Annotated in this window: 26 protein-coding genes; 12 read left to right on the top strand and 14 right to left on the bottom strand. The window is 69.6% G+C overall.

Annotated features, from left to right (window positions below):
* Positions 1-68: 68 nt before the first annotated feature.
* Positions 69-788 (bottom strand): glycosyltransferase family 2 protein, encoded by a 720-nt coding sequence (locus D7V77_RS07905; protein ID WP_120575652.1) that lies wholly within the window; start codon positions 786-788, stop codon positions 69-71.
* A gap of 56 nt (positions 789-844) precedes the next feature.
* Complete coding sequence (locus D7V77_RS07900) at positions 845-2311, bottom strand: aminotransferase class I/II-fold pyridoxal phosphate-dependent enzyme (RefSeq protein WP_120575651.1); 1467 nt, start codon at positions 2309-2311, stop codon at positions 845-847.
* Between the two features lie 198 nt (positions 2312-2509).
* Here D7V77_RS07900 and D7V77_RS07895 point away from each other — a divergent pair, with 198 nt between their 5' ends.
* The 8 genes from D7V77_RS07895 (at position 2510) to D7V77_RS07860 (ending at position 11439) form a co-directional block, all read left to right on the top strand.
* Positions 2510-2821: a hypothetical protein gene (locus D7V77_RS07895; RefSeq protein ID WP_120575650.1), complete on the top strand. Its 312-nt coding sequence runs from the start codon at positions 2510-2512 to the stop codon at positions 2819-2821.
* Between the two features lie 63 nt (positions 2822-2884).
* The gene (locus D7V77_RS07890; protein ID WP_120575649.1) at positions 2885-3712 is read left to right on the top strand and encodes a 2,3,4,5-tetrahydropyridine-2,6-dicarboxylate N-succinyltransferase; all 828 of its coding nucleotides are present in this window, start codon (positions 2885-2887) and stop codon (positions 3710-3712) included.
* 83 nt (positions 3713-3795) lie between these two features.
* Positions 3796-4428 (top strand): cupin domain-containing protein, encoded by a 633-nt coding sequence (locus D7V77_RS07885; protein WP_120575648.1) that lies wholly within the window; start codon positions 3796-3798, stop codon positions 4426-4428.
* Between the two features lie 45 nt (positions 4429-4473).
* Positions 4474-5562 (top strand): succinyl-diaminopimelate desuccinylase, encoded by a 1089-nt coding sequence (gene dapE / locus D7V77_RS07880; protein WP_120575647.1) that lies wholly within the window; start codon positions 4474-4476, stop codon positions 5560-5562.
* Between the two features lie 143 nt (positions 5563-5705).
* Entirely contained in the window at positions 5706-6104 is a 399-nt protein-coding gene (locus D7V77_RS07875) for a cell envelope biogenesis protein TolA (RefSeq protein ID WP_120575646.1), read from the top strand.
* 188 nt (positions 6105-6292) lie between these two features.
* Positions 6293-8554 carry a family 2 encapsulin nanocompartment cargo protein terpene cyclase gene (locus D7V77_RS07870; RefSeq protein WP_120575645.1) on the top strand — a complete coding sequence of 754 codons (2262 nt, stop codon included), beginning with the start codon at positions 6293-6295 and terminating at the stop codon, positions 8552-8554.
* Between the two features lie 53 nt (positions 8555-8607).
* Positions 8608-10005, top strand: coding sequence for a family 2B encapsulin nanocompartment shell protein (locus tag D7V77_RS07865; RefSeq protein WP_120575644.1), 1398 nt, complete (start codon positions 8608-8610; stop codon positions 10003-10005).
* Between the two features lie 33 nt (positions 10006-10038).
* The gene (locus D7V77_RS07860) at positions 10039-11439 is read left to right on the top strand and encodes a family 2B encapsulin nanocompartment shell protein (RefSeq protein ID WP_120575643.1); all 1401 of its coding nucleotides are present in this window, start codon (positions 10039-10041) and stop codon (positions 11437-11439) included.
* Positions 11440-11500: 61 nt separating this feature from the next.
* Here D7V77_RS07860 and D7V77_RS07855 read toward each other — a convergent pair whose 3' ends face one another.
* From D7V77_RS07855 to D7V77_RS43640, 3 genes are read right to left on the bottom strand one after another with little or no spacing between them, the layout of a single operon-like run.
* Positions 11501-12511, bottom strand: coding sequence for a hypothetical protein (locus D7V77_RS07855; protein WP_147452010.1), 1011 nt, complete (start codon positions 12509-12511; stop codon positions 11501-11503).
* The gene (locus tag D7V77_RS07850; protein ID WP_158624354.1) at positions 12508-14019 is read right to left on the bottom strand and encodes an FAD-binding protein; all 1512 of its coding nucleotides are present in this window, start codon (positions 14017-14019) and stop codon (positions 12508-12510) included. Before D7V77_RS07850 ends, D7V77_RS07855 begins: the two co-directional genes overlap by 4 nt.
* A gap of 2 nt (positions 14020-14021) precedes the next feature.
* Positions 14022-14342, bottom strand: a complete 321-nt coding sequence (locus D7V77_RS43640) for a hypothetical protein (RefSeq protein WP_158620727.1) — start codon at positions 14340-14342, stop codon at positions 14022-14024.
* 142 nt (positions 14343-14484) lie between these two features.
* Here D7V77_RS43640 and nrfH point away from each other — a divergent pair, with 142 nt between their 5' ends.
* Together nrfH and D7V77_RS07840 are read left to right on the top strand one after the other, a co-directional pair.
* A complete protein-coding gene (gene nrfH, locus D7V77_RS07845; protein WP_233596754.1) occupies positions 14485-15003 on the top strand; it encodes a cytochrome c nitrite reductase small subunit in 519 nt (172 codons plus the stop codon).
* Positions 15000-16478, top strand: a complete 1479-nt coding sequence (locus D7V77_RS07840) for an ammonia-forming cytochrome c nitrite reductase subunit c552 (RefSeq protein ID WP_120575639.1) — start codon at positions 15000-15002, stop codon at positions 16476-16478. Before nrfH ends, D7V77_RS07840 begins: the two co-directional genes overlap by 4 nt.
* A 4-nt stretch (positions 16479-16482) precedes the next feature.
* Here the strand turns inward: D7V77_RS07840 and D7V77_RS07835 are convergent, their stop codons facing one another.
* From D7V77_RS07835 to D7V77_RS07805, 7 genes are all read right to left on the bottom strand, one after another.
* Positions 16483-17793 (bottom strand): hypothetical protein, encoded by a 1311-nt coding sequence (locus tag D7V77_RS07835; RefSeq protein WP_120575638.1) that lies wholly within the window; start codon positions 17791-17793, stop codon positions 16483-16485.
* A gap of 447 nt (positions 17794-18240) precedes the next feature.
* Positions 18241-19485: a hypothetical protein gene (locus D7V77_RS07830; RefSeq protein ID WP_233596753.1), complete on the bottom strand. Its 1245-nt coding sequence runs from the start codon at positions 19483-19485 to the stop codon at positions 18241-18243.
* Between the two features lie 8 nt (positions 19486-19493).
* Positions 19494-19805: a 4a-hydroxytetrahydrobiopterin dehydratase gene (locus D7V77_RS07825; protein WP_120575636.1), complete on the bottom strand. Its 312-nt coding sequence runs from the start codon at positions 19803-19805 to the stop codon at positions 19494-19496.
* Positions 19806-19880: 75 nt separating this feature from the next.
* Positions 19881-21365 carry a glycerol kinase GlpK gene (gene glpK / locus D7V77_RS07820; protein WP_120575635.1) on the bottom strand — a complete coding sequence of 495 codons (1485 nt, stop codon included), beginning with the start codon at positions 21363-21365 and terminating at the stop codon, positions 19881-19883.
* A gap of 213 nt (positions 21366-21578) precedes the next feature.
* A complete protein-coding gene (locus tag D7V77_RS07815) occupies positions 21579-21815 on the bottom strand; it encodes a hypothetical protein (protein WP_120575634.1) in 237 nt (78 codons plus the stop codon).
* A gap of 388 nt (positions 21816-22203) precedes the next feature.
* A complete protein-coding gene (locus D7V77_RS07810; RefSeq protein ID WP_120575633.1) occupies positions 22204-23187 on the bottom strand; it encodes an SDR family NAD(P)-dependent oxidoreductase in 984 nt (327 codons plus the stop codon).
* Positions 23188-23209: 22 nt separating this feature from the next.
* Positions 23210-23821, bottom strand: a complete 612-nt coding sequence (locus D7V77_RS07805; RefSeq protein WP_120575632.1) for a TetR/AcrR family transcriptional regulator — start codon at positions 23819-23821, stop codon at positions 23210-23212.
* A 77-nt stretch (positions 23822-23898) separates the two neighbouring features.
* On the opposite strand from D7V77_RS07805, the gene D7V77_RS07800 reads away from it, so the two are divergent.
* Positions 23899-24792: an NmrA/HSCARG family protein gene (locus D7V77_RS07800; RefSeq protein WP_120575631.1), complete on the top strand. Its 894-nt coding sequence runs from the start codon at positions 23899-23901 to the stop codon at positions 24790-24792.
* Here D7V77_RS07800 and D7V77_RS07795 read toward each other — a convergent pair.
* Entirely contained in the window at positions 24789-25217 is a 429-nt protein-coding gene (locus tag D7V77_RS07795) for a DUF3574 domain-containing protein (protein WP_233596752.1), read from the bottom strand. The two genes, D7V77_RS07800 and D7V77_RS07795, sit on opposite strands and share 4 nt — an antisense overlap.
* Before the next feature lie 106 nt (positions 25218-25323).
* On the opposite strand from D7V77_RS07795, the gene D7V77_RS07790 reads away from it, so the two are divergent.
* Positions 25324-25737: a DUF6194 family protein gene (locus tag D7V77_RS07790; protein WP_120575629.1), complete on the top strand. Its 414-nt coding sequence runs from the start codon at positions 25324-25326 to the stop codon at positions 25735-25737.
* Between the two features lies 1 nt (position 25738).
* Here D7V77_RS07790 and D7V77_RS07785 read toward each other — a convergent pair whose 3' ends face one another.
* Positions 25739-26938 (bottom strand): lipocalin-like domain-containing protein, encoded by a 1200-nt coding sequence (locus D7V77_RS07785; protein ID WP_120575628.1) that lies wholly within the window; start codon positions 26936-26938, stop codon positions 25739-25741.
* Positions 26939-26941: the final 3 nt, after the last annotated feature.

The following is a 26941-nucleotide window of genomic DNA, read 5'->3' as shown; positions in this document are numbered from 1 at the left end:
GCGCTTTTCCTGAAGGACCCCAACCCGCGTCCTCCCCAGGCCAGCAGCCGGGCGGACGTCCGGGCTTCTCAGCGCTTCAGCGAGTACTTCCCGATGGCGTAGAGGGCGCGCACGCCGTCCTTCCAGCCAATCTTCTTGCCCTCCTCGTAGGTGCGCCCATGGTAGCTGATGGGCACCTCGAAGACGCGCCAGTTGCCGCGCGCCACCTTGGCGGTGATTTCGGGCTCGAAGCCGAACCGGTCCTCTTCCACGTGCACGGAGCGGATGACCTCCGCGCGGAAGGCCTTGTAGCAGGTCTCCATGTCCGTGAGGTTCAGCCCGCTCGTCATGTTGGAGAGCGTGGTGAGCAGGTTGTTGAGCACGGTGTGCCAGTAGTACAGCACCCGACGTGGCGACCCGATGAAGCGGCTGCCGAAGACGACGTCCGCGTCGCCGTCCAGGATGGGCTGGATGACCCGGGGGATGTCCCGGGGGTCGTATTCCAGGTCCGCGTCCTGCACGAGGACGATGTCCCCCGTGGCCTCGGCGAAGCCCCGGCGCAGCGCGGCCCCCTTGCCCTGGTTGTTCTCCTGGAAGAGCACCCGGATTTCGTTCCGGTTCTTCGGCGAGCCCCCCAGGACCTCCAGGCCCTGTTCGGACAGCTGGCGCAGGAATTCGCGGCTGCCGTCCTTGGAACAGTCGTCCACCAGGACGAGCTCCTTGGGGAAGTCCACGGCGATGCAGCGCCGGAGGATTTCCGCCAGGGTGGGAATCTCGTTGTAGACGGGGATGACGAGAGAGACGAGCATGGCGGCCCCGCCCTATCGCATTTCCCCCGCCAGGGCGACTCCCTTGCACACAAAATTCAGGGCCGGGCCGCGCTCCGGAGCGCGGCCAGCAGGGCTTCCAGGTCCGCGTCCCCGGTGAGCGGGTGGATGAGCGTGGTGCGCAGGTACACGCCCCGGGGCAGCCGCGTCTGCACCAGGTAGAAATCTCCACGGGAGACCAGCGCTTCACGCAGGCGGACCTGGAGCGCGTCCCAGCCCTCCGGCGGCACGTGCGCGGGGGTGTGGCGGAAGCAGACGATGTTGCAGTCGGGCTCCAGGGCCAGCTCGAAGTCCGGGGCGGCGGTGAGCATCCCCGCGAAGCGCCGGGCCTGGTCGTAGGAGGCGGTGACGGCCTCCTCGAAGACGCGCGTGCCCAGCACGGACAGGCACGCGTAGACCTTGAGGGGCATCATCTCCTTGGTGCACTCCAGCGTGCGCAGGCCCACGTCGCTGTAGGGGCGCGCGTCGTCGCCGTCACCGTGGAAGAGGTAGTGGGCCTCCTGGGAGAAGGCGTCGAAGGAGCGCGCGCCGTCACGGAAGAGCACGGCCGTCACCAGCGCGGGCATGAGCAGCCCCTTGTGCGCGTCCCACACCACGGAGTCCGCCCGCTCGATGCCCTTCACCTGCGCGCGGTACTTCGGGCTCAGGGACGCCGCGGCCCCGTGCGCGCCGTCCACGTGGAACCACAGGTCGTGCTTCTGCGCGAAGTCCGACACGGGCTCCAGCGGGTCGAACGCGCCGGTGGCGGTGGAGCCCGCGCTGGCCACCACGGCGATGGCCTTGCGCCCCGCGCGGGTGGCCCGGGCGAGCGCGTCCTCCAGGGCGTCCGGCCGCACGCGGAAGTGGTCGTCCACGTCCACCGGGGTGAGGCCGCCCTCGCCCCAGCCCATGATGCGGACCGCGCGGGCCAGGCAGTAGTGGGCGGAGCGGGGGACCAGCACCGTCAGGGGCGGGCCCGCGTGTGCACCGCCGTTCCACGCGTCGTAGCCGGCCTTCGCCTGACGGGCGGCGAGCAGGGCGGTGAGGTTGCCCGCGCTGCCGCCGGAGGTGAGCACGCCCCGGGCGCTGGAAGGCAGGCCCAGCTTCGACGCCATCCATGCGAGCACGTGGTGCTCCATCGCGGTGGCGACCGGGCCCATCTCGTACACGGCCATGCCGTTGTTGAGCAGCGACGACACGGCATCGCACAGCGCGGCCAGCGGTACGGGCGCCGTCACCTGATGTCCCACGTAGCGCGGGTGGTGCAGGTGGTGCGAACCCTCCAGCACGCGCGCCATCAGTGACGCGAAGGCCTGTGAAAGCTCTGGCGCCGGCTCCTCCGGGAAGGCCGTGGCGAAGCGCTCCTGGTTCACCGCGGGCGGCGCCCAGGGCAGCACCGGCATCTCGCCCCCGGCGAGCGCGGCCTTCAGGTAGTCCGCGAGCTGATCCATCAAGGCGTGGGCGGTGGCCCGGAAGGACTCCGGTTCATAGGCGGCGCGCAGCGGAGGGAAGACAGGGGTCGTCATGGCGGGCGCACGCTAACGGGAGCGCATCTTCCGGGCGCGGGAAACCGGGGCACGAGGGGCCGGACGGGCTCCCGGCCGGCCGACGGAACCCTTCCGCTCCCGGAGGGACCGGGCGGGCAGGGGCCCGGCGAAGGGGCGGGCGGCTCGCGGCGCCGCCAGGCCATCCCCACCTTTCCGGCGCACAGGAGGAGACGACCGATGGCTTTCGACGACACGCCGTCCGAACGGCGCTCCATCATCAGCGGCATGCGCGTCCGCTCGGCGGACGGGAAGCTCCTGGGGTACGTGGCCCTCATCGGCCAGGAGCACCTCTACGTCCGGCGCTCGCCCTTCGTCCGTCATCGCCACTGGAAGGAGGCCCCCCTGTCCGCCGTGGGCAGGGTGCTCCAGGGCGCCGTCATCCTGAAGGAAGGCACGGGCCCGCTGACTCACGCGGACGCCATGTTTCACGGAGAAATCCCGACACAGACCCTGCCCCTGGCGCTGGGGATCGAGCCGTCGCACGCGTGAGGCCGTCCGGCGGTGGACATTGAGGAGGGCGCGGACACCTGAAGTGTGATTCAACCCGGCGTCATGGCGACATCCCTCGAAGAGCTCTCCCAGCGGGTGTCCGCGGCGTTCGCGGACCGGGCGAAACTGAAGGACGCGGACACGGTGGCGGCGGTGCGAGAGACGCTCGCGCGGCTGGACACCGGGGAGCTGCGCGTCGCGGAGAAGGGCCCGGAAGGCTGGCGGGTCAACGCCTGGGTGAAGGAGGCCATCCTCCTGTTCTTCGCCGTGTCGGAGATGAAGGTGATGGAGGTGGGCCCCTTCGAGTTCTACGACAAGGTGCCCCTGAAGAAGGGCCTGGAGGCGGCGGGCGTGCGCGTGGTGCCGCCGGGCACCGTGCGCTACGGCGCCTTCGTGGAGCGGGGCGCGGTGGTGATGCCCGGGTACGTGAACATCGGCGCGCGGGTGGGCGCGGGCACCATGGTGGACACCTGGGCCACGGTGGGCTCCTGCGCGCAGGTGGGCCGCAACGTCCACCTGTCGGGCGGCGTGGGGCTGGGCGGCGTGCTCGAGCCGCCCACCGCGTCGCCGGTCATCATCGAGGACGGCGCCTTCCTGGGCAGCCGCTCCATCGTGGTGGAGGGCGTGGTGGTGGAGGAGGAGGCGGTGCTCGGCGCCAACGTGGTGCTGACCGCGTCCACGCAGATCATCGACGTCACCGGGACCCAGGAGGTCATCCACAAGGGCCGCGTGCCGGCGCGCAGCGTGGTGATTCCGGGCATGCGGGAGAAGCAGTTCCCCGCCGGGAAGTTCATGGTCCCGTGCGCGCTCATCATCGGGCAGCGCAAGGCGTCCACCGACCAGAAGACCAGCCTCAACGCCGCCCTGCGGGACTTCGCCGTCGCGGTGTGAGCCTGCGACAAATCCGGCGCGGGCGGGGTCGCGTATAGGAGTTGTTACGCGACTTGTTACGTCCGCGTCGTTTTCAGGAGAGCATGGAACACCTCGACGACATCCTCCCCGAGTGGCTGCTCGGGACCCTGGAGCCGGCCCGGCGCGACGCCGCGGCACGGCACCTGGACGGCTGTGCGCACTGCCGGGCGGAGCTGACCCGGCTGACGCCCGCCGTGGATGCGTTGGGGGCGCTCGTGGAGCCGGTGGCGCCCCCCGCCGAATCGCTCCAGCGGCTGATGGAGCAGATGGAGGGGCCCGGCCGCTTCGCCCGCCAGGCCGGGAAGGTCGCCGCGCTCCTGGACGTGGCGGAGGCTCGGGCCCGAGAGCTGCTGGAGTCCATGTCGGAGCCGTCCAGCTGGATGCCCGGCCCGGTGGAGGGCGTGGAGCTGATGCCGGTGGAGACGGGCCCGGCGCGCGAGGGGATGATGGCCGCCATCGTGCGCCTCCAGCCCGGCGCCCGCTACCCGCGTCACACGCACCTGGGCCGCGAGTGGAACCTGGTGCTGGAGGGCGGCTTCCGCGAGGACTCCGGCCACGAGGTATGGCCCGGGGACGAGCTGGAGAAGGCGGACGGCTCGCTGCACGACTTCACCGCGCTGCAGGGCCCCGCGTGCATCTGCGTCTCGGTGTTGGATGGCGTGACGTCCTTCGAGGACCTGGCGGACGGCGCCTGACGGGACGATGTCCCGGGCCCGGGCGGGGAGTATGGTGCTTCGCGCATGTCCTCCACCGACCTCGCCACCCGACTCGCCCAGACGACGCTCGAGCTGTGTCGCATTGAAAGCCCCATTGGCTACGAGGGCCCCATCGCGGACCACGTGGAAGGCTGGGCGCTGAAGCACTTCCGCCGCGAGGAGGTCTTCCGCGTCGGACACACGCTGTTGTTGGGCTCGCTGGAGGACCCCCGGCCCACGGTGGCGCTCATCGGCCACCTGGACACGGTGCCCATGCACCCCGGGGACGTGGGCCGTGTGCCGCGCATCGAAGGGGAGCGCGTGCACGGGTTGGGCGCGTCCGACATGAAGGGCGGCGTCGCGGTGATGATGGCGCTGGCGGAGGACCTCCAGCGCGACGCGCTGCCCGTCAACGTGGCCTTCCTCCTGTACGAGCGCGAGGAGGGCGCCTACGCGGAGAGCGGCCTCATCCCGCTGTACGCGAAGCGGCCGGACCTCTCCCACGTGAAGTTCGGCATCGCCATGGAGCCCACGGACGGCGTGGTGCAGGTGGGCTGCGTCGGCAGCATGCAGGTGACCGTCCGTTTCACGGGGCGCAGCGCGCACTCCGCCCGTCCGTGGCAGGGGGAGAACGCCATCCACAAGGCGGGGCCGCTGCTCACGGAGCTCTTGGGCCGCGAGCGCGTGGAGGTCAACGTCGCGGGCTTCCCCTTCTATGAAGTCATGAGCGCCACGCTGGCCAAGGGCGGCCGGGCGCGCAACGTGGTGCCAGAGGCGTTCGAGCTGAACCTCAACTACCGCTTCGCGCCGGGCAAGAGCGTGGCGCAAGCGAAGGAGGACGTGCTGGCGCTGGTGGCGGGCCGCGCGGAGGTGGAGTTCACGGACGCGTCCCCCAGCGGGCCGGTGGCCGCGGGCAACCCGCTGTTCAAGCAGTTGATGTCGCTCACGGGGCTGCCCGCCGCGTCGAAGCAGGCGTGGACGGACGTGGCCCGCTTCGGTGAGTGGGGCGTGGACGCGGTGAACTTCGGACCGGGTGAGACGGCGCAGGCGCACCAGCTCCACGAGAGCGCGCCCATCCCTCCGCTGGCCGTGGCGTACGAGAAGCTGGCCGCGTTCCTGAAGGGCGCGGCTTAGCGGCTCGCGAGCGTCGTGCGCTCCGGGGCCGGATTCTCGGCCTCGCGCATTCGTCAGGTGGCGTGCATCTGCGCAGGGGGGCATGGATGCAACTCCGGCGGTTGCGCTTACCCTTGCAGGGTCGTCATCCCTGGAGGTTGTTGATGCACGCCGAGTCGAACATGCAGGACCCGAACGAGACCCCGTCGTCCAACACGATCCTGCCGGTCGGTGAGGCGACGCCCGCCAGGACGTCGCGCCGCCGTTCCTCCGGCGCTCGCAAGGCGTCGTCCCGCCGCACGGGGGCCGCGAAGAAGGCGACCTCCAAGCGCACCACCGAGAAGAAGGCCGCGGGCAAGCGCACCGCGAAGAAGGCCACCGCGAAGCGCGGCACGGCGAAGCGCGGTACGACGAAGAAGGCCACCGCGAAGCGCGGCGCCCGCAAGGCTCCGGCCCGTCGCGCCGCCGCCGGACGTACCGCACGCAAGACGTCCGCCCGTGGCAAGTCCGCGCGCAAGACGACGGCTCGCAAGAGCCCGTCGCGCCGCTCCACGCGCCGCTAACAGCCCCCGTCGCTGGCGGAAACACCCCCCATCACCGGGTTCCCGCCAGTGACCCGGGGGCGGGTCATCTCCCATCCCCGCGCCCTCTTATTCGCCGGATTAATCCAGTTTTCCGGCAGGGTCTGATAGGCGTGGAGTTGGACACTGAACGACAGTACTAGTCGCCTGGGGTCCAACGAGGGGTGGAGATGTCCAAGGGGAAGCAGAAGCAGCCATTCCAGTTGCCGGAGTTCTACGTGCCGTGGCCGGCGCGGCTGAACCCGAACCTGGAAGCGGCCCGCGCGCACACCAAGGCGTGGTCGTACCAGATGGGCATCCTGGGACCGCCGCGGGATGGCACGGACCGCGAGGTCTGGTCCGAGCGCCGCTTCGACGGCATGGACTACGCGCTGCTCTGTGCGTACACGCACCCGGAGGCGCCGAGCCCGGAGCTGGACCTCATCACGGACTGGTACGTCTGGGTCTTCTACTTCGACGACCACTTCCTGGAGGTCTTCAAGTACTCGCGCGACGTGGCGGGTGGGCAGGCCTACCTGGACCGGCTGCCGCTGTTCATGCCGCTGGACATGTCCCAGACGCCGCCGGAGCCCACCAACGCGGTGGAGCGCGCCCTCTGGGACCTGTGGCAGCGCACCGTGCCGTCCATGTCCATGGAGTGGCGCAAGCGCTTCTTCGAGAACACCAAGCACCTGCTCGATGAATCGATGTGGGAGATCGAGAACATCAGCGAGGCGCGCATCTCCAACCCCATCGAGTACATCGAGATGCGCCGCAAGGTGGGCGGCGCGCCCTGGTCGTCCGACCTGGTGGAGCACGCCGTCGCCGCAGAGATTCCGGACCGCGTCGTGCGAAGCCGGCCGATGCGCGTGTTCAAGGACACGTTCTCGGACGCGGTGCACCTGCGCAACGACCTGTTCTCCTACGAGCGCGAACTGGAGGAGGGCGAGCTCTCCAACGGCGTGCTGGTGGTGGAGAAGTTCCTCGATTGTGACACGCAGCGCGCGGCGGACCTGGTCAACGACCTGCTGACGTCGCGGCTCCAGCAGTTCGAGACCACGTTCGCCACGGAGCTGCCGTGGCTGTTCGCGGAGTACGGGCTCAACCCGGTGGAGCAGGCGCAGGTGCTCACGTACCTGCGCGGACTCCAGGACTGGCAGTCCGGCGGCCACGAGTGGCACATGCGCTCCAACCGCTACATGAACCAGCACTCGGAGGAGCGGCCGGCGCTGTCCATCCCCGTGCCCTCCGGTCTGGGCACCTCCGCGCTGCGGATTCCGCTGACGCCCGGCGGGCTGGGACTGGGGCCTCGCTCCCGCTCCCTGAGCCACGTGCCCCGCCAGCACGTGGGCCCCACGAAGCTGCCGAAGTTCTACATGCCGTACAGCACGTACTTGAGCCCGCACCTGGACCGCGCGCGCAAGCACTCCAAGGAGTGGGCGCGGCGGGTGGGCATGCTGGAGGTGGTCCCCGTCGTGGGGTTCTACGTCTGGGACGACCACAAGTTCGACGCGGCGGACGTGGCCCTCTGCGGCGCGTACATCCACCCGGACGCGACCCCGGAGCAGCTGGACCTGACGGCGTGCTGGCTCGTCTGGGGCACCTACGCGGACGACTACTTCCCCATGCTCTACGCGAACACGCGGGACATGGCGGGCGCGAAGATGTTCACCGCGCGGTTGGGCCAGTTCATGCCGGATGACGTGGAGGCCGCCAACGCCGCGGTGCCCACCAACCCGGTGGAGCTGGGCCTGGTGGACCTGTGGAAGCGCACCGCCGGCCCGCTGTCGGCGCGCGGCCGCACGCTGTTCCGCAAGGCCATCCAGGACATGACGGACAGCTGGGTGTGGGAGCTGAACAACCAGATCGTCAACCGCGTGCCGGACCCCGTGGACTACGTGGAGATGCGCCGCAAGACGTTCGGCTCGGACCTCACCATGAGCCTGTCGCGCCTCTCCAAGGGCGACGCGGTGCCAGAGGACGTCTTCAACACCCGCACGCTGCGCGGGCTGGAGAACTCCGCCGCGGACTACGCCTGCTTCGTCAACGACCTCTTCTCCTATCAGAAGGAGATCGAGTTCGAGGGCGAGCTCAACAATTGCGTGCTCGTGGTCCAGAAGTTCCTGGGCGTGGACAAGGACACGGCTGTCCTCACGGTCAACGAGCTGATGACCGCGCGCATGAAGCAGTTCGAGCACCTGGTGGCCAAGGAGCTGCCGGTGGTCATCCGCACCTTCGCCCTGGATGCGAAGGCGCAGGAGAAGCTGAACAAGTACGTGGAGCAGCTCCAGCAGTGGATGGCGGGCATCCCCCGGTGGCACGCGGAGGTGACCCGCTACACGGAGACCGAGCTGACCCACGACGCAGCGCCCAAGTTCAAGACCGGGAACGTCTCCGGTCTGGGCAAGTCCGCGATGCGCATCGCCGAGCTGTTCCGCACCGGCAAGCCTTGAGCTCAACCGCAGTCCGAAGCCTTTTGATTCTTCAACCTGGAAAAGGGTGATCCATGTCCAACGACATCAAGAAGTTCGACGACAACAACCAGAGCCTCGGGACGCAGGCGGCGCGTCAGCTGGCTACGACGACCAAGTCCGAGCCGCAGATGCAGGGCATCTCCTCGCGGACGCTGCTCAAGCTGCTGCCGTGGGTGCAGGTGTCTGGCGGTACGTACCGCGTCAACCGCCGCATGACCTACGCGGTGGGCGACGGCCGCGTCACCTTCACCAGCACCGGCGCCAAGGTGCAGGTGATTCCGCAGGAGCTGGGCGAGCTGCCCCTGCTGCGCGGCTACGAGGACGTGGACGCGCTCACCGCGCTGGCCAACCGCTTCGAGCAGAAGGAGTACAAGGCCGGTGAGGTCATCACCGAGGCCGGCAAGGAAGCGGACTCCATCGTCCTCATCGCCCACGGCAAGGTGAACCGCATTGGCACCGGCAAGTACGGCGAGCCGCTGGTGCTGGAGACGCTGGCGGACGGCGACCACTACAGCTACCAGGCGCTGCTGGAGTCGCAGGACTACTGGCAGTTCACGGCGAAGGCCGTGACGCCGGTCATCGCGCTCGTCCTGCAGCAGTCCGCCTTCGAGGCGGTCGTGGCGCAGGTGCCGTCGCTGCAGAAGCACATCGACAACTTCAAGGCCCGCTCCAAGAAGAAGCAGGACACGTCCGGCCAGAAGGCCATCGAGCTGGCCGCCGGCCACCACGGCGAGCCCGTGCTCCCCGGCACCTTCGTGGACTACGAGACGCACCCGCGCGAGTACGAGCTGGCCATCGCGCAGACCGTGCTCCAGATTCACACGCGCGTCGCGGACCTCTTCAACGACCCCATGAACCAGACCCAGCAGCAGCTGCGTCTGACGGTGGAGGCGCTGAAGGAGCGCAAGGAGCACGAGCTCATCAACAACCGTGAGTTCGGCCTGCTGCACAACGCGGACCTGAAGCAGCGCATCCACACCCGCTCCGGCGCGCCGACCCCGGACGACATGGACGAGCTGCTGGCCACGGTGTGGAAGGAGCCGTCGTTCTTCCTGGCCCACCCGCGCGCCATCGCCGCGTTCGGGCAGGAGTGCAACAAGCGCGGCATCTACCCCACCAGCACCGACATGAACGGGACCATGGTGCCCGCGTGGCGCGGCATCCCCATCGTGTCCTGCAACAAGCTGCCCATCAGCGAGTCGCGCACCACGTCCATCATGCTGATGCGCGCGGGTGAGAAGAACCAGGGCGTCGTCGGCCTGCACCAGGCGGGCATCCCGGATGAGATCGAGCCCAGCCTGAACGTCCGGTTCATGGGCATCAACGAGAAGGCCATCATGAACTACCTGGTGACGGCGTACTTCTCCGCGGCGGTGCTGACGCCGGACGCGCTGGGCATCCTGGAGAGCGTGGAGCTGGGCCGCTCGTAGTTCCTCGTCCGTCCATCACGGGAAGGCTCTTCCATGACGACTTCACAGAAGGACGTAGCGGCGCACGAGGGCACCAGCCTCAGCACGGCGGGTGCGCGCCAGCTCGCGACGACGACCAAGACGCAGCCGGTGATGCAGGGCATCTCGCCCCGCTACCTGCTGAACATCCTGCCCTGGGTGCAGGTGTCCGGCGGCACGTACCGCGTGAACCGGCGGCTGACGTACACCGTGGGCGATGACCGGCTGAACTTCAGCAACATCGGCGCCAAGGTGGAGATCATCCCCCAGGAGCTGCTCAAGCTGCCGCTGATGCGGGGCTTCCAGGACGTGGATGACCTGCTCATCCGCACCCTGGCGGGCCGCTTCACCCAGAAGCATTACAAGGCCGGGGAGAACATCGTGGAGGCGGGCAAGTCCGCCGAGCACGTGATGCTCATCGCCCACGGCAAGGCGCAGAAGCTGAAGGCCGGCAAGTACGGCGACCCCGTCGTGCTGGACACGCTGGCGGACGGCGACCACTTCGGTGACCAGGCAGTGGTGGAGTCGAACGACGTGTGGCCCTTCACCGTCAAGGCCGTCACGGCCTGCACGGTGATGGCGCTGCCGCAGGATGTGTTCGAGTCCCTCATCAACCAGTCCCCGGCGCTCAAGGCGCACGTGGCGCGCTACCAGGCGAACCTCAAGAAGCCCCAGGACAAGGCGGGCCAGTCCGCCATCGCGCTGGCCGCCGGTCACCACGGCGAGCCCGTGCTCCCCGGCACCTTCGTGGACTACGAGCTGAAGCCGCGCGAGTACGAGCTGAGCGTGGCGCAGACCATCCTGCGCGTGCACACCCGCGTGTCGGACATCTTCAACGACCCGATGAACCAGACCGCGGAGCAGCTGCGGTTGACCATCGAGGCGCTGAAGGAGCGCAAGGAGTGGGAGCTCATCAACAACCCGGAGTTCGGCCTGCTGCACAACGCCGACCTCAAGCAGCGCATCAACACCCGCTCGGGTCCGCCGACGCCGGACGACATGGATGAGCTGCTGACACGCCGCCGCAAGACGCGCTACTTCCTGGCCCACCCCCGTGCCATCGCGGCGTTCGGCCGGGAGTGCAACAAGCGCGGCCTGTACCCGACGGTCGTGGACGTAGGCGGGGCGAAGTTCCAGGCGTGGCGCGGGGTGCCCATCCTCCCGTGCGACAAGCTGCCCATCAGCCGGGAGAACACCACCTCCATCCTCGCCATGCGCATCGGTCAGGACGACCAGGGCGTGGTGGGCCTGCACAACGCGGGCATCCCCGACGAGGTGGAGCCGAGCCTCACCGTGAAGCGCATGGCCGTCAACGACCAGGCCATGACGAACTACCTGGTGAGCACCTACTACTCCGCCGCCGTGCTCGTCCCGGACGCGCTGGGCGTGCTGGAGAACGTGGCGCTCGGCGGCTGAAGCATTCTCCGCTGTGAAACATGAACGGGCCCGGTGCTTCAGCGCGCCGGGCCCGTTGTCTTTAGCGGCATTGGGCGAAGTACCAGCGCAACTGGAGCTGGCCCCGGAGCACGGTTTCGTCCGTGTCCGCGCCGGGCGCCGTGGTGAGCGAGGCGAGGGCGCTGGTGCAGCCGGGCAGCTTCACGTCGATGGCGGCGCCCGGGTGGAAGCGATTGTCGGTGCCGTCGAAGGCCAGCTCCGCGCGGAAGTCGGCCACGGAGGTCTTCCGCTGCACGCCCAGCCCGGTGCGCAGCGCCCTGCCGTCCCGGAACAGGTCCAGCGCCTGCATCGTCGCGAGCGCGTCGAAGCGCCGGCCGAGCGAGGCCTGGCCGGTCAGCCAGAACGTGTGCCTCGTGTCCTGGAGCCCGTCGCCCGTGAGCACGCCGCCTTCCGTGCGGGCGGAGACGCCCCAGCCCGCGGAGATCTGGATGTCTCCGCTCCGGGAACGCATCTGTCTTTCGGCCTGATCGAAGATGGCGGAAAGGTCCACGCCCCGCTCGGACACGTCCTCGTCCGAGTCCGCGGGCCGCGGCACGCCGTGGCGCTCCAGTTCCTCCGCGACCTGTTCGGGCAGGGTGGAGTTGAGCACGGGGTCGTGTGGATCATGGACCGTCGTCCTGAGCCCAAGGCCCACGCGCCATGCACCCGTGCCGTCCAGGTCTGGAATCATGGCCGCGGACACGGTCGTCTTCGTCAGCACCCGCATCAGCCGGCCCGCCACCGAGTTCGAGCGGTAACGGGCCAGGCTCCGGATGCCACCGCCGAAGAGGAAGTAGGGCGCGACGTCCAGGCTGATCCCCGGACGGAACGCTTCCGGCGACGCTGACGCCAGGACCGTGGCCATCACCGGCTTGGGCGCCGCGCCGAGCAGCACGCGCAGGGGCGCCTCCTCCATCGCGACCAGGGCCGGGGACTCCGGCACGTCCACGTCGAGCACGTAGCGGTAGAGGTTGATGTTATCGCTGTCTCGCGCGCTCGCCGCGCCCGGGGCGAGCAGGGCGCCCACCATCGACAGGCCGGCGAGCCTATTCACTCAAGTTCCAGCCCGCGGAGATAGTCATTGGCGAAGGCCGCGCGCAGCTCTGGCGTGGGAAGCAGGGCCCGGCGCGCTTCGAGCCAGGCGTTGACGCGCGCCTCGCCGTACAGGCCGCGCACCGCCGGGCCATCCAGTTCGTGGAACTTGCCCCAGTGGTACGTGTGGGGGATGGAGGACTCGGCGAGCTGCTGCCAGACGCGACGGTTGTAGGACTTCGTGCGGGTGGACGACGCCCCGTCGATGTCGAGGATGCACGTCATGGGCGCGTGCTGGGTGAACGCCAGCGTGGCTTTGGAGGGCAGGGCGTAGCGCACCCCGAACAGCCCCGGGAACGCGTGGGTGCGATTGATGGCGAGGGCCAGCTCCACCGTCTCGCGCACCCGGCCGAGCGGAACGCCCACCGCGCTGCCCCAGGCCTTCCCCCGGGTGGTCGTGTCGGTGAACAGCTCGCCGTGCGTCCCGCAGACGTTTTCGTATTCCGTGTAGAAGCGATCCATCAGCCGCGACAGCAGGGGGATGGTCAGCTCCGAGACCATGTCCGTCAGCACGCCGACGATTTCGAGCGCGCTGTCCCCCTGTGTCAGCTTGCTGCCGGGGCTGGGAGGGTTCGAGCCTTCCGGACACCGCGCGTGCTTGTACATCACCGTGACGAAGACGCCCCGGTCCATGTCATTGGGATTGATGACCGCCGTGAAATGATAGGGTTTGAGCCCCTGCGGCCCCGGCAGCGTGATGCCGGAGAAGTCGAGCTGGTCGAACGCGCGCCAGAGCCCCTCGGTGAGCGGCATCCGCTGGCGGTACGCCTGGAGGTAGTAGAGGTCCACCACCTCCATCAGGACGCCGTGCACGAGTCCGAAGCCGCCCAGGCCCACCAGGGCGGCTTTGAAGAGGGCGTCGTCCCGGATGAGCTCCGCGCCAAGCTTCTGGGGAATCTCGTCGTGGATGACCGGCGCGCTGGCTCGCTCCAACCAGACGTGGCGGTCCGGTGAGACGACGACGTGCAGTCCCACCACGAAGTCCTGCATGGCGCCGGTCTCCAGGCTGGAGCCATGCGTGCCTGTTCCGATGGCCCCGGCGATGGTCTGCCCATTGCTGGCGCCCGAGGTGGTCAGGGACTTGCCGGCCTGCTTCAGGAAGTGGTTCAGCTCCGCGACGGAGACACCGCTCTGCGCGAAGAGGAGGTCCTCCCTCCGGCCCGGATGGTCGGGATGGGGGCGGGGCGCGGGGAAGAGGTAGTTCAGCGGCCGGGTGTTGACGAGGATGCCGCTGGTGGCGGGCGCCTTGGAGAAGGACCAGCCTCCGCCCAGGCCGCGGATCTCCAGGCGCTCGGTGAGCGCGCGCTGGATGAGGCCCTGCAGGCCCACGGTGGTGTCGAGGTAGCCCGGCACCGTGGACTGGGAGGCATCCGCGTTCCAGACGTCCACCAGCAGCTCCAGCCTCTGGGTGTAGCTCTGGTGCCAGTTCTGCCAGCGCTTCTGGCTGCTCTCGTGGATGACGGGGGGCATGGCTACCGCACCCCAAGGTCGCCGGGCGCCGGCTGGGCCTTGGCGCAGCGCCACTCCACCCGCTGCGGCATCGCGAGGCCGAGCGTCAGCACGCCGATGAGCGCGAAGCCCACGTTGGTGCTCTGGGTGACCTCCGCGAGCGCCTGGCCCTGGCAGTTGTCCACCCGGGGCCGCTCCTGGACGAGCCCCCAGCCCAGGGACCAGAGGACCTCGCCTTGCGGTTCGGTGGCGCTGGCCCCGGCAGCTCCGGGCGCCTGGACACGGTAGTGCGCGCAGGCCGAGCTCAGCCCCAGACACAGCAACGCCGCCGCACGCTTGGACATGCTCGAGCATGGGCCTGCCGGAGGGGTGGGACCATGCGGTCAGCGGTCGTGGACGTCTGTCTGACACTCCACGCGCACGCGCCACCGTCACGCTGTTGAAGTGTTTCCCCCACCGATGGGCGATTTATGTAGGGTGGCCCACGTGCTCTTCGCATCCCGCACCGTGCTGGCCGTGATCCTCGGGATTGCCATGGGTGTGGCGGTCGGTCTCGGCGGCTTCACCTTCGCGTACGCGAAGGGCTCGTCCTACCTGCGGGACGACCCTGCCGCCTGTGCCAACTGCCACATCATGAACGAGCAGTACGACGGCTGGCGCAAGAGCAGCCATCACGCGGTGGCCACCTGCAACGACTGCCACACGCCCGCGGGCTTTCTGCCCAAGTACTACACGAAGGCGAGCAACGGCTTCTGGCACTCCTTCTACTTCACCACCGGCACCTTCCCGGACCCCATCCGCCTGCGTCCGGGCAACCGCGTGGTGACGGAGAACGCGTGCCGCAAGTGCCATGCCTCCATCGTGGAGGCCATCGAGACGCCCCCCACGGGGCACGGGCAGGTGGCCCCCGGCGAGCAGCTCCAGTGCCTCACCTGCCACAACTCCGTGGGTCATCCCGAAGGGTCGGGGAACCCCGAGCTCATCCGTAAGGAGAATGCACGATGACCGAGCCCGAGAAGGCTCCGGAGAAGCGCCGGCGGTTCAGCGGCACAAAGCTCGTGGTGGCGGTCGCGGTGGCGGCGGCGCTGGCCTCGGCGGGCGTCACGGCCCTGCTGGTCAACATCATGGAGCGCAAGCAGGAGGCGAGGAACCCCTTCTACCGGGTGGTGGAGCTCGACGACACCATCACGGACCCCGCCGTGTGGGGGAAGAACTTCCCGCTGCAATACGACGGCTACAAGCGCACGGTGGACCAGAAGCGCACCCGCTACGGCGGGAGCGAGGCGGTGGCGCGCACGCCCACCCAGGCGGATCCTCGCTCGGTGGTGGCGCAGAGCCGGCTGGAGGAGGACCCCCGCCTGGTCACCATGTGGAGCGGCTACGCCTTCGCCACCGACTTCCGCGAGGAGCGCGGCCACGCGCACATGCTGGAGGACCAGGTCTTCACCCAACGGCAGCAGGTGACGCAGCAGCCGGGCACCTGCATCCACTGCCACGGCAGCGTGTACGTGCCCTACAAGAAGCTGGGGGACGGGGACCTCATCAAGGGCTTTGAGAAGATGAACCAGATGCCCTTCGCCGAGGCTCGCAAGCTCGTGGAGCACCCGGTGTCCTGCATCGACTGCCACGACCCCTCCACCATGCAGCTGCGCGTCACCCGCCCCGGCTTCATCGAGGGCATCGCCGCGCTCAAGGCCAGCCAGGGCGTGCCCGGCTTCAAGGTGAATGAGGACGCCACCCGCCAGGAGATGCGCACGTACGTGTGCGGGCAGTGCCACGTCGAGTACTACTTCAAGGGCAAGGAGAAGCGCCTCACGTACCCCTGGGCCAAGGGCATCAACATCGACCAGATCATGGCCTACTACGACGAGGACGGGCACGCCGACTGGACCCACGCCCTCACCGGCGCGAAGGTCCTCAAGGCGCAGCACCCTGAGTTCGAGATGTACAACCAGGGCATCCACGCGAAGAGCGGCGTGGCGTGCGCGGACTGCCACATGCCCTACCAGCGCGAGGGGGCGATGAAGATCAGCGACCACCACGTGCGCAGCCCGCTGCTCAACATCAACCGCGCCTGTCAGACGTGCCACAAGTGGAGCGAGGCGGAACTGCTCAACCGGGCGGAGACCATCCAGACGCGCACCTTCCAGACGCGCAACATCGCCATGGACGCGCTGGTGGACCTCATCCACGACCTTGAGAGCGCACGGAAAGCGGGAGTGCCCGACGAGTCACTGGCCAAGGCGCGCGACCTGCAGAAGCGCGCCCAGTTCTACCTGGACTTCGTGGAGGCGGAGAACTCCATGGGCTTCCACGCGGACCAGGAGGCGGTGCGCATCCTGAGCAACTCCATCAACTTCTCACGCCTGGGCCAGAACGCGCTGCGGCCCGGAGGAGGCGCCTCCACCGCCCCGGATCAGCGGCCCGCGGGAGCGCCCCCGGCCACCGGAAGTGGGAGCGCTCCGCGGGGCTCGCGGTAGGCGGTCAGTACTTCACGCGCACCAGGAAGACATCGCCGCGCGTGGGCTTGAACTTGTCCACGCCGAAGTCGGTGACGCGGTCTGTGTAGCCGAACAGCACCGCGTCGCCGTCCGGCATCAACGTCACCGCTGGCACCGCCTCCACGCCGTACAGCTCGCCGCGCGCTTCCGGCGCGGTGCCCAGGAAGAGGCGCGAGGCCAGCGGTTGTCCCGTGGGGTCGAAGCGCTGGGTGAAGAGCTGCGCGGACCCCAGGCCGTCCGGGCCCGTGGCGCCGTTCTCCAGCCACGAGTACGTGTAGCCCACCACCAGCACCTCTCCGGTGGAGTGGATGGCCACGCCCTGCACGGACGCGTCCACGCCCAGGTCGCGCGCCCAGCGCTCGGTGCCGTCCGCGCCCGTCACCACCACGAAGGGGCTGGGGCTGGCCGCGCCCTTCAGCGCCGCGCCCGCCCAGGAGAAGCTGCCCTGGAAGTCGCCGCCCGCCACCACGTCACCGGCGGCGTCGCGGCTCACGTCTCGGACGCTCCCCTTCACGCCAGGCCGCACCTTCGCCCAGCCGAGCGCGCCGTCCTGCCCGTACAGCGCCACGAACGGGCTGCCTGAGCCGGAGCCCTGCGTGGCGTTGGTGCCGAAGCGCACGGTGCCCGTGTAGCGCCCCGCCACCGCCACGCTGCCGTCCGCGCCGGGGGCCAGGGACAGGGGCTCGGCGCCCGCGCCCTCGGACTCCGCGCTGCCCACTGCGAAGGCGCGCTCCGCCGTGCCGTCCGCCGTGAACACCGCCACGCCGGCCGAGGCCCCCTTCACCTCGTTGCCCAGGTCCACCGTGCCCGGCGCCGTATAGGCCACGTACAGCCGGCCCTGCGCATCCGCCGCCACGTCCTTCACCGTCAGCTCGCCGGGCACCCGGTGCGCCCAGAGCGTCGCGCCATCCGCGGACAGCCTCGCGACGATGGCGCCGTCGCTGAGCTTGCCCGTGCCCAGGTCCACCGTGCCCTGGATGTTGCCGGCCAGGAGCATGCCGCCAGCGCCGTCCGCCGCCACGCGGGCCCGAACGTCCGCGCGCAGCGTTTCAGGCGTGGCGTCCACGCGCACGTCGTACGCGTGGGTCCACAGCGTCTGCCCCGCGCCGGAGCGCCGCGTGAGGACCAGCTCCACGGCGTCATCCGTGGGCGTGCGCGCCTCCAGGTCGTCGTAGCCGTGCACGGCGGCGGTGAAGAAGTCGCCCGTGGCGTCCACCGCCAGGTCCAGCGCCAGGTCGTCCTGCGCGGCGCCCTCCTTCGCGAACCACAGCGTGGCCCCGGAGGCGGGCGGCACGGTCCCCGGCTCCTGGACCGGAGGCGGTGGTGTCTGTGGGTTCTGATTGCCCGGCGGCGTCTGCGTGCCGCTCCCCGGAGGTGGAACCTCGCCCGGTATCGAAGGCTGCTCCGAGGGTGGGCACCCCAACTTCGAATCCTGGCAGTTGTCCGGATCGGGCTTTTCAGCCCCGCCTCCGCACCCCCACCCTCCGCCAAACGCGAAACCCAGCACCGTCGCTCCAACGACAGTCCGGCGCCACCCCCGCCCCAGATACATGGAATCCCCTCCGTGTACGGCAGGGTTCGCATGCCATCCCACACCGGCAAATACGGCACGGAAGGTTGCTCGGCCGCCCGCTGCTGGACGGCGGATGTATCGCGTGGGTGGGGTTCGCGACGCCGTGGATGGGCGACGCGAGCACCCACGAAGGTCCTCGCGTTACCCACGCAGGCGCAAAGCCAGACACTACCGCCAGAAGCCGATGGAGATGCCCCAGTTGGAGTAGCGGCTCGCCAGGTCGAACGACGCGGTGATGGACCAGTCCTCCCAGTAGCGCAGCACGAACAGCTCGAAGCCGCCGGTGAGGTGCGGCCGGGGGTTCCGGTCCCGGAAGGGGGACGGCTCCAGCCATGTGCCCGCGCGCAGACGCAACAGGCCGGGGAAGGTGTCCCATTCGGCGCCCAGGCGCGGCTGGAAGGTGGGGGTTTCGCCCACGGGCTGCGGCTCCGTGGTGATGGCGAGCGAGCGCGACGCCACCGCGTTGCTCACGCTGGAGATGAGGTCCACCTGCGCGGTGATGAGCCACCGGCCGGCCAGCGCGTCGCGAGGCTCCTCCTCCGGCACCGGCAGCGCGTCCCCGTCCACCTGGAGCTGACGCCGGGCGGCGGGGGACAGCCGGTTGTAGCGGTGCGCGCCCTCGCCCAGCCGCCAGCTGGCGCCCAGGGACAGCACCGCGGGCGACACCACCGCCGCGTAGACCTGACGGCCCGCGATGAAGGGGCTCTGGCCGTCGTCGCGGCGCCAGCCCGCCACCACCTCCGGGCGCACCGCCACGCCAATGCGGTAGGGCCGCCCGTGCGGACGGAAGAGCATGTCCACCGCCACGCCGGTGTCGCCGTAGCGCCAGGACTGGTCGCCCATCTCGCTGAAGCTGGCCTGCGCGGAGAAGATGCCCAGCGACAGGATGAAATCGTCCTGGCCGAAGGCGATGGAGCCCGCGAGCGTGGATTGGGTGAGGGAGACGCGCAGCTTCTCGCCCTCGCCCCGGCAGCCCAGGGTGAGGCAGTAGCCCGTGCGGCTGTTGCGCCAGAGGAAGCCGATGCCGAAGCGCTTGTATTGCAGCATCAGCGCGCCCAGCAGCTGGCGGCTGTCCACGGTTTCGTCGGCCAGGCCGTCGTTGTCCACGTCCCGGCGCTTGGTGCCGGTGAAGGGCAGGTCCAGCCAGGACAGGGTGACGCCCAGGTCCCAGTCGCGCTCCAGCGACGCGCTGCGCTGGGCCAGGGCGGCCAGGTTGCTGGACACGCCCGCGGCGCCCTCCGCGATGCCCACGTAGGCGCCGCCCAGGCCCACCACGCGCGCCGACCCCAGCAGCGCGCCGGAGTTGAAATACAGACGTTCCGGACGGGGCTCCGTGGGAGCGTCGTCCTGGGCCAGGGCCGGGAGCGCGGCGAGGGACACCGCGCACGCCAGGGCCGCCAGGGTGCTACGCACGCCGTGAATCACCGGACAGCGGCCCCTTCGCTGAAGAGGCGGTCCGCCTCCGCCGCCAGGGCGGAGTCGCGGGACGTGAGGCCGCCCGCGTCGTGCGTCACCAGCGCCAGCGTCACCTTGCACCACCGGATGTCGATGTCCGGGTGGTGGTCCGCGGCCTCCGCGGCCTTCGCCACGCGCTCCACGAAGGCGATGCCCTCCAGGAACGAGGGCGCTTCGTAGGTGCGGCGGATCATCCCGCCCTCGTGCTTCCAGGCGGGGTGCTGGGCGAGGAAGGTCTGGAGCGCATCCGGGGTGAGCAACGTGCGGTCGTAGGCCATGGCGGCCGTTCTACCCGCTCCCTTGCCCGATGGAAGCCCCGGCGCGTTCAATGCGCCGGGCTCCTTTGTCTCATTTCACGCGCGCGAAACCGCCTGCTTCCACTTTTCCAGGTGGCGCGCGCGCACCTCCGGCTTCATCTTCGGCTTGAAGGTCCGGTCCGCCTTCCACGCGCGGCGGATGGCGTCCGGGCTGGTCCACACGCCCGCGCCCAGGCCGCCCAGGAAGGCCGCGCCCAGGGCCGTGGTCTCCAGGTTGCGCGGGCGGACCACCGGCACGCCCAAGAGGTCCGCCTGGTACTGCATGAGCAGGTTGTTGGCCGCGGCGCCGCCGTCCGCCTTGAAGACGGGGATGTCCCGCCCGCTGTCGCGGCGCATGGCCTCCGCCAGGTCGTGGATTTGAAGGGCCACGCCTTCCAGCGTCGCGCGCGCCAGGTGCGCCACGGTGGTGGAGCGGTCGATGCCGGCGAACAGGCCGCGCGCCTCCGGGCGCCAGTGCGGCGCGCCCAGGCCCGCGAGCGCCGGGACGAAGACGACGTCGCCGGAGTCCTTCACGCTGGCGGCCAGCGCCTCCACGTCCGGGGCCTTCTTGATGACCTTGAGGCCGTCGCGCAGCCACTGCACGGCGGCGCCCGCGATGAAGGAGCTGCCCTCCAGCGCGTAGTGCGTGGTGTTGCCCAGCTTCCACGCCACGGTGGTGAGCAGCCCCGCGGTGGAGCGCACCGGCTGGGTGCCGGTGTTCATGAGCAGGAAGGCGCCGGTGCCGTAGGTGCACTTGGATTCGCCGGGCTCGAAGCACGCCTGCCCGAAGAGGGCCGCCTGCTGGTCTCCCGCCATGCCCGCGACGAGGATGCCGTCCGGCAGGCTGCGCATGCCGCGCGTGGTGCCGTACACCTCCGCGTTGCCTCGGATCTCCGGCAGGCACGCGCGCGGCACGCCCAGGAGCGAGCACAGCTCGTCATCCCAGTTGAGCGTGCGCAGGTCCATGAGCAGCGTGCGGCTGGCATTGGACACGTCCGTGACGTGGGCGACGCCGCCGGTGAGCTTGTGCACGAGCCACGAGTCGATGGTGCCGAAGCACACGTCGCCGCGCTCGGCGCGCTTCTTGGCGCCCTTGAGGTGCTGGAAGAGCCAGGTGAGCTTGGTGCCGGAGAAGTAGGGGTCCAGCACCAGGCCGGTGACTTCCCGCACGCGGGGCTCGACACCCTGGGCCTTGAGCTTCTGACAGATGTCCGCGGTGCGGCGGTCCTGCCAGACGATGGCGCGGGCCAGGGGCTCGGAGGTCTCGCGGTCCCACAGGCCCGTGGTCTCCCGCTGGTTGGTGATGCCCACCACGGCGATGTCGCGGCCGGTGAGGCCGGCGTCCTTGAGCGCGCGGGCGATGCACCACTCGCTGGTGTTCCAGATGTCGATCAGGTCGTGCTCCACCCACGACGGCTTGGGGAAGTGCTGGGGCAGCTCCTTGTAGGAGCGGCCCACCACCTGCAACCGGGTATCGAGGATGGAGACGTGGGTCCCCGTGGTGCCCTGGTCCAGCGCCAGGACGTATTTCGCCTTCGCCATGCGTGCGGAGCCTCTTTCGTCGGCCAATGGCCGGACACGGAAAGGGACCCTACTCCAAGAGAAGGCGCCCGCACCGACGGAGCGTGCGGGATGTCAGGCACCGGGAGATGTCCGTGGAACGCTCCCGTGCCTGCGTGGGGGTGCCGTGACGGTGCGCCTTGCCGGGGGAAGTCCACGGTACTTCCCGGCGCTACCGCGCGCGGCGGCCCGCTCTCAGTAACCCGTGGCCCGCGAGCGGTTGTTGAAGTAGCGGCGCAGGCCGTAGGCGCCCAGACCCGCGAGAATCATCCGGCCCAGCGAGCCGCCCGCGCCGGAGGACCTGCGTCCCCGGTATCCGTAGCCGATGGGACGGCGGCCATAGGCGCTGCGTCCGCGGTTCCAGCCACTGCCCCTGAAGACGCTCCGTTGTGACGCGCCCAGCGCGCCCAGCAGCTTGGATAGCAATGCCATGGTGTCACTCCGTGGTGAGGGATACGCGGCCCGAGCGGCCTCGACGGGGGTCGGACCCGTGAAGGACGTGCGTGCGTTGAAAGGTGGGTCTCACACCGTGTGACGACACCCCGTGTCGAACGGGGCCCGTGAAAGCCCGTGTCCCGGGCCGGAGGGCAGGCGGGCGGGTTGGGGGACGGCGGTGGTGGGTACGGGAGCGCGGTGGATCCGGATGCGTGGGATTGAAGCGCCCGGGCGATGACCGCCTGCTCATCGAACGGAAGCCCTGGCCAGGTGAGGCACGGCCCACCCGGTTCCCTGCCCTGGGGGGCGTCTCCAGATTTCGGTCCAGGAAGCCGCGACACGCATGGGGGTCCGTCATCCCTGTGGGACGGACCCCCATGTTCTTTCAGGCGCGAGGGATGAGGCCCTGGTCGCGCAGGAAGGTCACGGTGTGGGCCACGCCGTCCGCGAGCGGGGTGGGGCGGAAGGCCAGCTCCCGCTGGGCCTTGGCCGCGTTGACGCGAGCCTCCCAGCGCATGAAGGACAGCTGTCCGGGCGCGACGAGCGGCGTGAAGGGGAACACGCGCGCGAGCGGCGCGGACACGCGGGCCAGGGCCTCCATCAGGAAGACGGGCGCGACGGCGGGAGGCTTGCCGGCCCCGGCGGCCTGGTGGATGGCGAGCGCGAGGTCCGCGTTGCTCGCGTACTGGTCGGCGACGAGGTAGCGCTCACCGTTGACGCCGCGCTCGGCGGCGGCGAGGTGCACGTCGGTGCAGCCGTCCACGTGGACCACGGACATGCCGCCCGGCGGGAGCAGCGGAGCCTTCTTGTTGAGCAACTGGATGAAGAAGGAGTTGAGCCCCACGTGCACGGGGCTGGGCCCGTAGACGGCGGCCGGGTTGACGAAGACGACGTCCAGCCCCTGCTGGCGGATGGCCTCCACGGCGCGCTCGGCGTCCTGCTTGGAGCGCTCGTAGACGGTGGGCTTGGGGTGCGGGTCGATATGCGCTTCGGTCAGCTCGCCGCCTCGGGGCGCGGCGAAGACATCCATGGTGGACGTGTAGACCACGCGTCGCACCTTCGCGGCGTGAGCGGCGGACAGGACGTTCACGCTGCCCTGACGGTTCACGCGGTCGAAGATGGAGTCGTCCCGATGCCACTGCTCCGGCATGCCCGCGGCGTGGAAGACGAGCTCCACGTCATGCAACGCGGCGGGCAGGGTGCCCGGCGACGTGACGTCACCCGGGACGAGTTGCACGGAGGAGGGGAGCAGCTTCGCGGCGCGGGCCGGGTCCCGCACGAGCGCGCGGACGGAGGCGCCCTGCTTCACGAGCCGATGGGCAATGGCGTTGCCGATGAGGCCAGTGGCCCCGGTGACGAGGACGTTCATGGGGCCGGCAATCTAGCCGGAGTCAGCGGTGCCGTGCTCCGCGGGGCTCGGGGCGGGAGCGCAGCCCGTCGAAGAACATCCCGGTGAGGCGGTGGATGCGCTTGGAATCCGAGGCGTCCTCCGCGGCGGCGAGGGAGATGGCCATCGCCATGCACACCACGTCATCCAGGAGGATGTCGCTTCGCACCTCGCCCGCGTGCTGGGCGGCCTTCAGCAGGCGCTCGCCTTCGGCCGTCGTCGCGTCACAGCCCTGGGTGTGGTTCTTGAGGACGATCCCCAGCGACGCCGCGAGCCCCTTGTACATCCCCGCGCAGTGCACGAGCTCCGCCAGGAAGAGGCGCAGGGCTTCGAGAGGGGGCAGTGCCTCCGAGCGTTCGAGGCTCTTCTTCGCGAGCGTCAGCAGTTGTTCGTCGCACGTCGCGGCGAGCAGCGCCTCCCGCGACTCGAAGTGACGGTAGAGCGTGCCGATGCCCACCTCCGCCCGCTTCGCCACGTCGTTGAGCGACGCGTCCGCGCCGCGCTCGGAGAACACTGCATGCGCCGCCACGAGCAGCCGCTCCCGATTGCGCCGCGCATCCGCGCGCAAGGCTCCGCCCGTCACGTCCTCCTGAGGCTTCTTCGGCTGCTTTGTCATTGCCACTTGAAAAACGGAGGATAGCTCCGCATTTAACCGGAGCAATCCTCCGCTTAGCAAGGGAAAGGCAGGACCTGATGGCGACGAAGCGCGAAACCGTGTTGGTGCTGGGAGCGACAGGGCAGCAGGGAGGCGCGACGGCGCGAGCCTTGCTCAAGGACGGCTGGCGGGTCCGCGCGCTCGTGCGGGACCCGGCGAGCGCGAAGGCCCGCGAGCTTGAAGCGGCGGGCGTGGAGTTGGTGCGTGGGGACATGGGGGACCGCGCGTCGCTCGACCGTGCGGTCGCGGGGGCCTACGGTGTTTTCAGTATCCAGCCCAGCTCGGCACAGGCGAGCTACGGCGTCACGGACGACGACGAGGTCCGCTTCGGCACATCCATCGCGGACGCGGCGAAGGCGGCAGGCGTAGAGCACTTCGTCTACACGTCGGTGCTGGGGCTGCGTCCCGGCACGGGTGTGGACCACTTCGAGACCAAGTGGCGCATCGAGGAGCACGTCCGGGCCAGTGGCCTTCGCGCGACCATCGTGCGGCCGGGGACCTTCATGGAGCTGCTGCTGGTGCCGGACTTCGGCCTGGCACGGGGGGCGCTCCAGTTCTTCATCCAGCCGGAGCAGCCCATGCAGTTCATCGCGGGGGAGGACATCGGCGTACTGACCGCACGCGTGTTCGCGGATCCGCGCACGTACGTGGGGACCACGCTGGAGATGGCGGGAGACTCGCTCACCGGCAATGCACTCGCGGAGAAGATCGGCCGGGCCACCGGGACGTCCATCTCCTACTCACGGTTTCCGCCAGAGATGCTTGCGGCGAGCCCGATGCTGCGCAAGCTCGTGAAGCTGTTCGAGGATGGTTTTGTGTTCGAGAGCGCGGACATCCCGGCGCTGCGGCGGCTGGCGCCAGGCCTGCTCACGTTCGATGCGTGGCTGGAGCGCGGGGGCGCCGCGGCGATCCGGGAGCGCTTCGCGGTCTAGAACGCGACGCAGGGCAGGGAGTCGATGCGCAGCACCGACTCGGGGTCAAACTGGCCCTTGTACTCCTCTCGGATGGCTTCGATGTCAGCCGAGAGTGCCGCGCTGCCGTCGTGTAGCAGCACGATGACCTTGGTCTGCTCGTGAATCAGTTCGCCGGACTCCAACTGGTACTGCCCGTAGGCGTCGTACACGGTGAGCCCATCCTGGAAGCGGGGCGTGACGACCGTATCCACGAAGGCCTGGAACTCGGCCTCACTGACGGGCTCGTTGCCCACCCGGTTCCGGCCGAAGGACAGGTCCGTCTGGTACTGGGGATCGCCCACCTTGCAGTTCAGGCCGTCATCGTCGTGCCCGCCACACGCCGCGGCACCCATCCCGAACACGAGGCTCAGCCCCAACAACAGCCGTGAGGAAACGGCGGTCATCCCTGGAAGATGCATCGCGGGTCACTCCGGGAAAGTGGGAGGGGAGCATGACCGGCTGTTTCCATGCGTGATAGAGCGACTCCGGTACGACTCGGAGGAGTGCGCCATGACAGGAGCCATCAGCCTGGAAGCGCTGGCGGAGTACATCCAGGATGCGTTCAAGGACGTGCACATGGACACCTCCACGCCGGACCTCTTCTTCTTCGCGGGGGACGAGCGGAAGCATCCCTTCGCGACCATCGTCACGCGGGACACCGAGTTCGACCATCACTCGGAGCTGGACCGCGATGAGGTGTTCCGGCTGAACCTGGGCTTGAGCAAGGAGAGCTTCCAGAAGCTGTTCCCGGTGCTCGACCCGCGCGTGGACTACACGGATCTGGACGTGCTCCTACCGCACCCGGCCTATTCGCGGATGTTCTGGCTGAGCGTGCTCAACCCCAGCCACGAAACACTCCGGCTGCTGCGCCCGTACCTGAAGGAAGCCCATGCCCTCCAGGTGAATCGGGCCGCCCGGGGCTGAGTCACGGCGTGCGGCTGCGCACGGTCTCATCGCTCCGGGGCACATCCGCGTACCCGGTCATCTCCAGGTAGCCGCGCCCCTGCACGGGCTGGCCCTCGCGCGTGCCGTCCACGGTCACCGCGCCCTCCCAGTAGCGCACCAGCACCGGCAGCTCCTGGTCCGGCAGCTTCGGCGTCACGGTCAGCTCCAGCGATACCTTGGGGACCTGGACGCGCCAGCCCGCCGGGTACTCGCCGCCGCGCGGACTCTTCCAGGTGCCCCGGGGCTCCAACTGCATGTCATCGGCGGTCAGGTGCACGGCCTCACCCGTCGCGGGGATGTACGTGCCCGCGCTGAAGGCGTCCTTCGACCCGTCCTTCTTGCGCAGTTGGTAGAGCATCAACTCGCTGCCGTCGGTGAACTGGAGCGCGAACCAGTCCCAGCCCACCTGGTCGCCGCTCAGCGCGCTGGTGCTCCACTCGCGGTCCATCCAGCTCTCGCCCTTCACCTGCACCGTCTGCCCATCCACCGACACCGTGCCCCGCGAAGGCATGCGCGACATCGAGTAGTAGTAGGACGCGTTGCCCCGCTCCGCGCCCTTCTGGCTCAAACCCTTGTCACCCTGGAGCACCGGCGGCTTGCCCTCGTCCAGCGTCAGCTCCAGCGTCACTCCGTCGCCCTGCGCGCGCAGGTGCATGGGCCACGTGCCGCCCGTGCCTTCGCTGCGCACGTCCCAGTCCTGAAGCCAGACATGGAAGGGCGCCCCGTCCGCGCCCGCAAGCCCCTGCGCCGCGCGGCTGAAGCGCTCGGTGACGTGGAACTTCCCGGCGCTCACGTCCGTGAGCGTGAAGTGCCCCATGAACACCTGCCGCGTGCCCCAGCTGGACTCACGCTGCGGCTGCTCTGGCGACAGCGCGCTGCGGAACAGCGTGAACTGGTAGCCGAAGGCGCGCCCGTCCTGCGTCTCTAGATTTCCTGTCCAGTACCACCACTCGGTGCGGAAGTCGGGGTGGGGGCCGTGGTCCTCCGGGAAGTGGAAGGGCCGGGGCTCCATCGCGCGCGCGTAGCCCTCCGTGCCGCCGTCTCCGCCCATCGCGGACGCGACCGTCATGCCGCCTGTGTTCGCGGGCCCGGTGTCCTCCGTGTCCCGCAGCACCACGCCCACCGCCACGCCCAGCGCGGCGAGCACCAACACCACCCCGATGACGAGTCCCCGCCCCATGCC

It is taken from the genome of Corallococcus sp. CA041A, assembly GCF_003612075.1.
Lineage (GTDB): Bacteria > Myxococcota > Myxococcia > Myxococcales > Myxococcaceae > Corallococcus > Corallococcus exiguus.
The sequence above is the reverse complement of the archived record's forward strand: the minus strand, read 5'-3'. Positions and strand labels throughout refer to the sequence as shown.

Coding starts and splice junctions, on each gene's coding strand:
- D7V77_RS07905 (WP_120575652.1), bottom strand. CDS start 788: ATGCTCGTCTCTCTCGTCATCCCCGTCTACAACGAGATTCCCACCCTG.
- D7V77_RS07900 (WP_120575651.1), bottom strand. CDS start 2,311: ATGACGACCCCTGTCTTCCCTCCGCTGCGCGCCGCCTATGAACCGGAG.
- D7V77_RS07895 (WP_120575650.1), top strand. CDS start 2,510: ATGGCTTTCGACGACACGCCGTCCGAACGGCGCTCCATCATCAGCGGC.
- D7V77_RS07890 (WP_120575649.1), top strand. CDS start 2,885: ATGGCGACATCCCTCGAAGAGCTCTCCCAGCGGGTGTCCGCGGCGTTC.
- D7V77_RS07885 (WP_120575648.1), top strand. CDS start 3,796: ATGGAACACCTCGACGACATCCTCCCCGAGTGGCTGCTCGGGACCCTG.
- dapE (WP_120575647.1), top strand. CDS start 4,474: ATGTCCTCCACCGACCTCGCCACCCGACTCGCCCAGACGACGCTCGAG.
- D7V77_RS07875 (WP_120575646.1), top strand. CDS start 5,706: ATGCACGCCGAGTCGAACATGCAGGACCCGAACGAGACCCCGTCGTCC.
- D7V77_RS07870 (WP_120575645.1), top strand. CDS start 6,293: ATGTCCAAGGGGAAGCAGAAGCAGCCATTCCAGTTGCCGGAGTTCTAC.
- D7V77_RS07865 (WP_120575644.1), top strand. CDS start 8,608: ATGTCCAACGACATCAAGAAGTTCGACGACAACAACCAGAGCCTCGGG.
- D7V77_RS07860 (WP_120575643.1), top strand. CDS start 10,039: ATGACGACTTCACAGAAGGACGTAGCGGCGCACGAGGGCACCAGCCTC.
- D7V77_RS07850 (WP_158624354.1), bottom strand. CDS start 14,019: ATGCCCCCCGTCATCCACGAGAGCAGCCAGAAGCGCTGGCAGAACTGG.
- D7V77_RS43640 (WP_158620727.1), bottom strand. CDS start 14,342: ATGTCCAAGCGTGCGGCGGCGTTGCTGTGTCTGGGGCTGAGCTCGGCC.
- D7V77_RS07840 (WP_120575639.1), top strand. CDS start 15,000: ATGACCGAGCCCGAGAAGGCTCCGGAGAAGCGCCGGCGGTTCAGCGGC.
- D7V77_RS07825 (WP_120575636.1), bottom strand. CDS start 19,805: ATGGCCTACGACCGCACGTTGCTCACCCCGGATGCGCTCCAGACCTTC.
- glpK (WP_120575635.1), bottom strand. CDS start 21,365: ATGGCGAAGGCGAAATACGTCCTGGCGCTGGACCAGGGCACCACGGGG.
- D7V77_RS07815 (WP_120575634.1), bottom strand. CDS start 21,815: ATGGCATTGCTATCCAAGCTGCTGGGCGCGCTGGGCGCGTCACAACGG.
- D7V77_RS07810 (WP_120575633.1), bottom strand. CDS start 23,187: ATGAACGTCCTCGTCACCGGGGCCACTGGCCTCATCGGCAACGCCATT.
- D7V77_RS07805 (WP_120575632.1), bottom strand. CDS start 23,821: ATGACAAAGCAGCCGAAGAAGCCTCAGGAGGACGTGACGGGCGGAGCC.
- D7V77_RS07800 (WP_120575631.1), top strand. CDS start 23,899: ATGGCGACGAAGCGCGAAACCGTGTTGGTGCTGGGAGCGACAGGGCAG.
- D7V77_RS07795 (WP_233596752.1), bottom strand. CDS start 25,217: ATGACCGCCGTTTCCTCACGGCTGTTGTTGGGGCTGAGCCTCGTGTTC.
- D7V77_RS07790 (WP_120575629.1), top strand. CDS start 25,324: ATGACAGGAGCCATCAGCCTGGAAGCGCTGGCGGAGTACATCCAGGAT.
- D7V77_RS07785 (WP_120575628.1), bottom strand. CDS start 26,938: ATGGGGCGGGGACTCGTCATCGGGGTGGTGTTGGTGCTCGCCGCGCTG.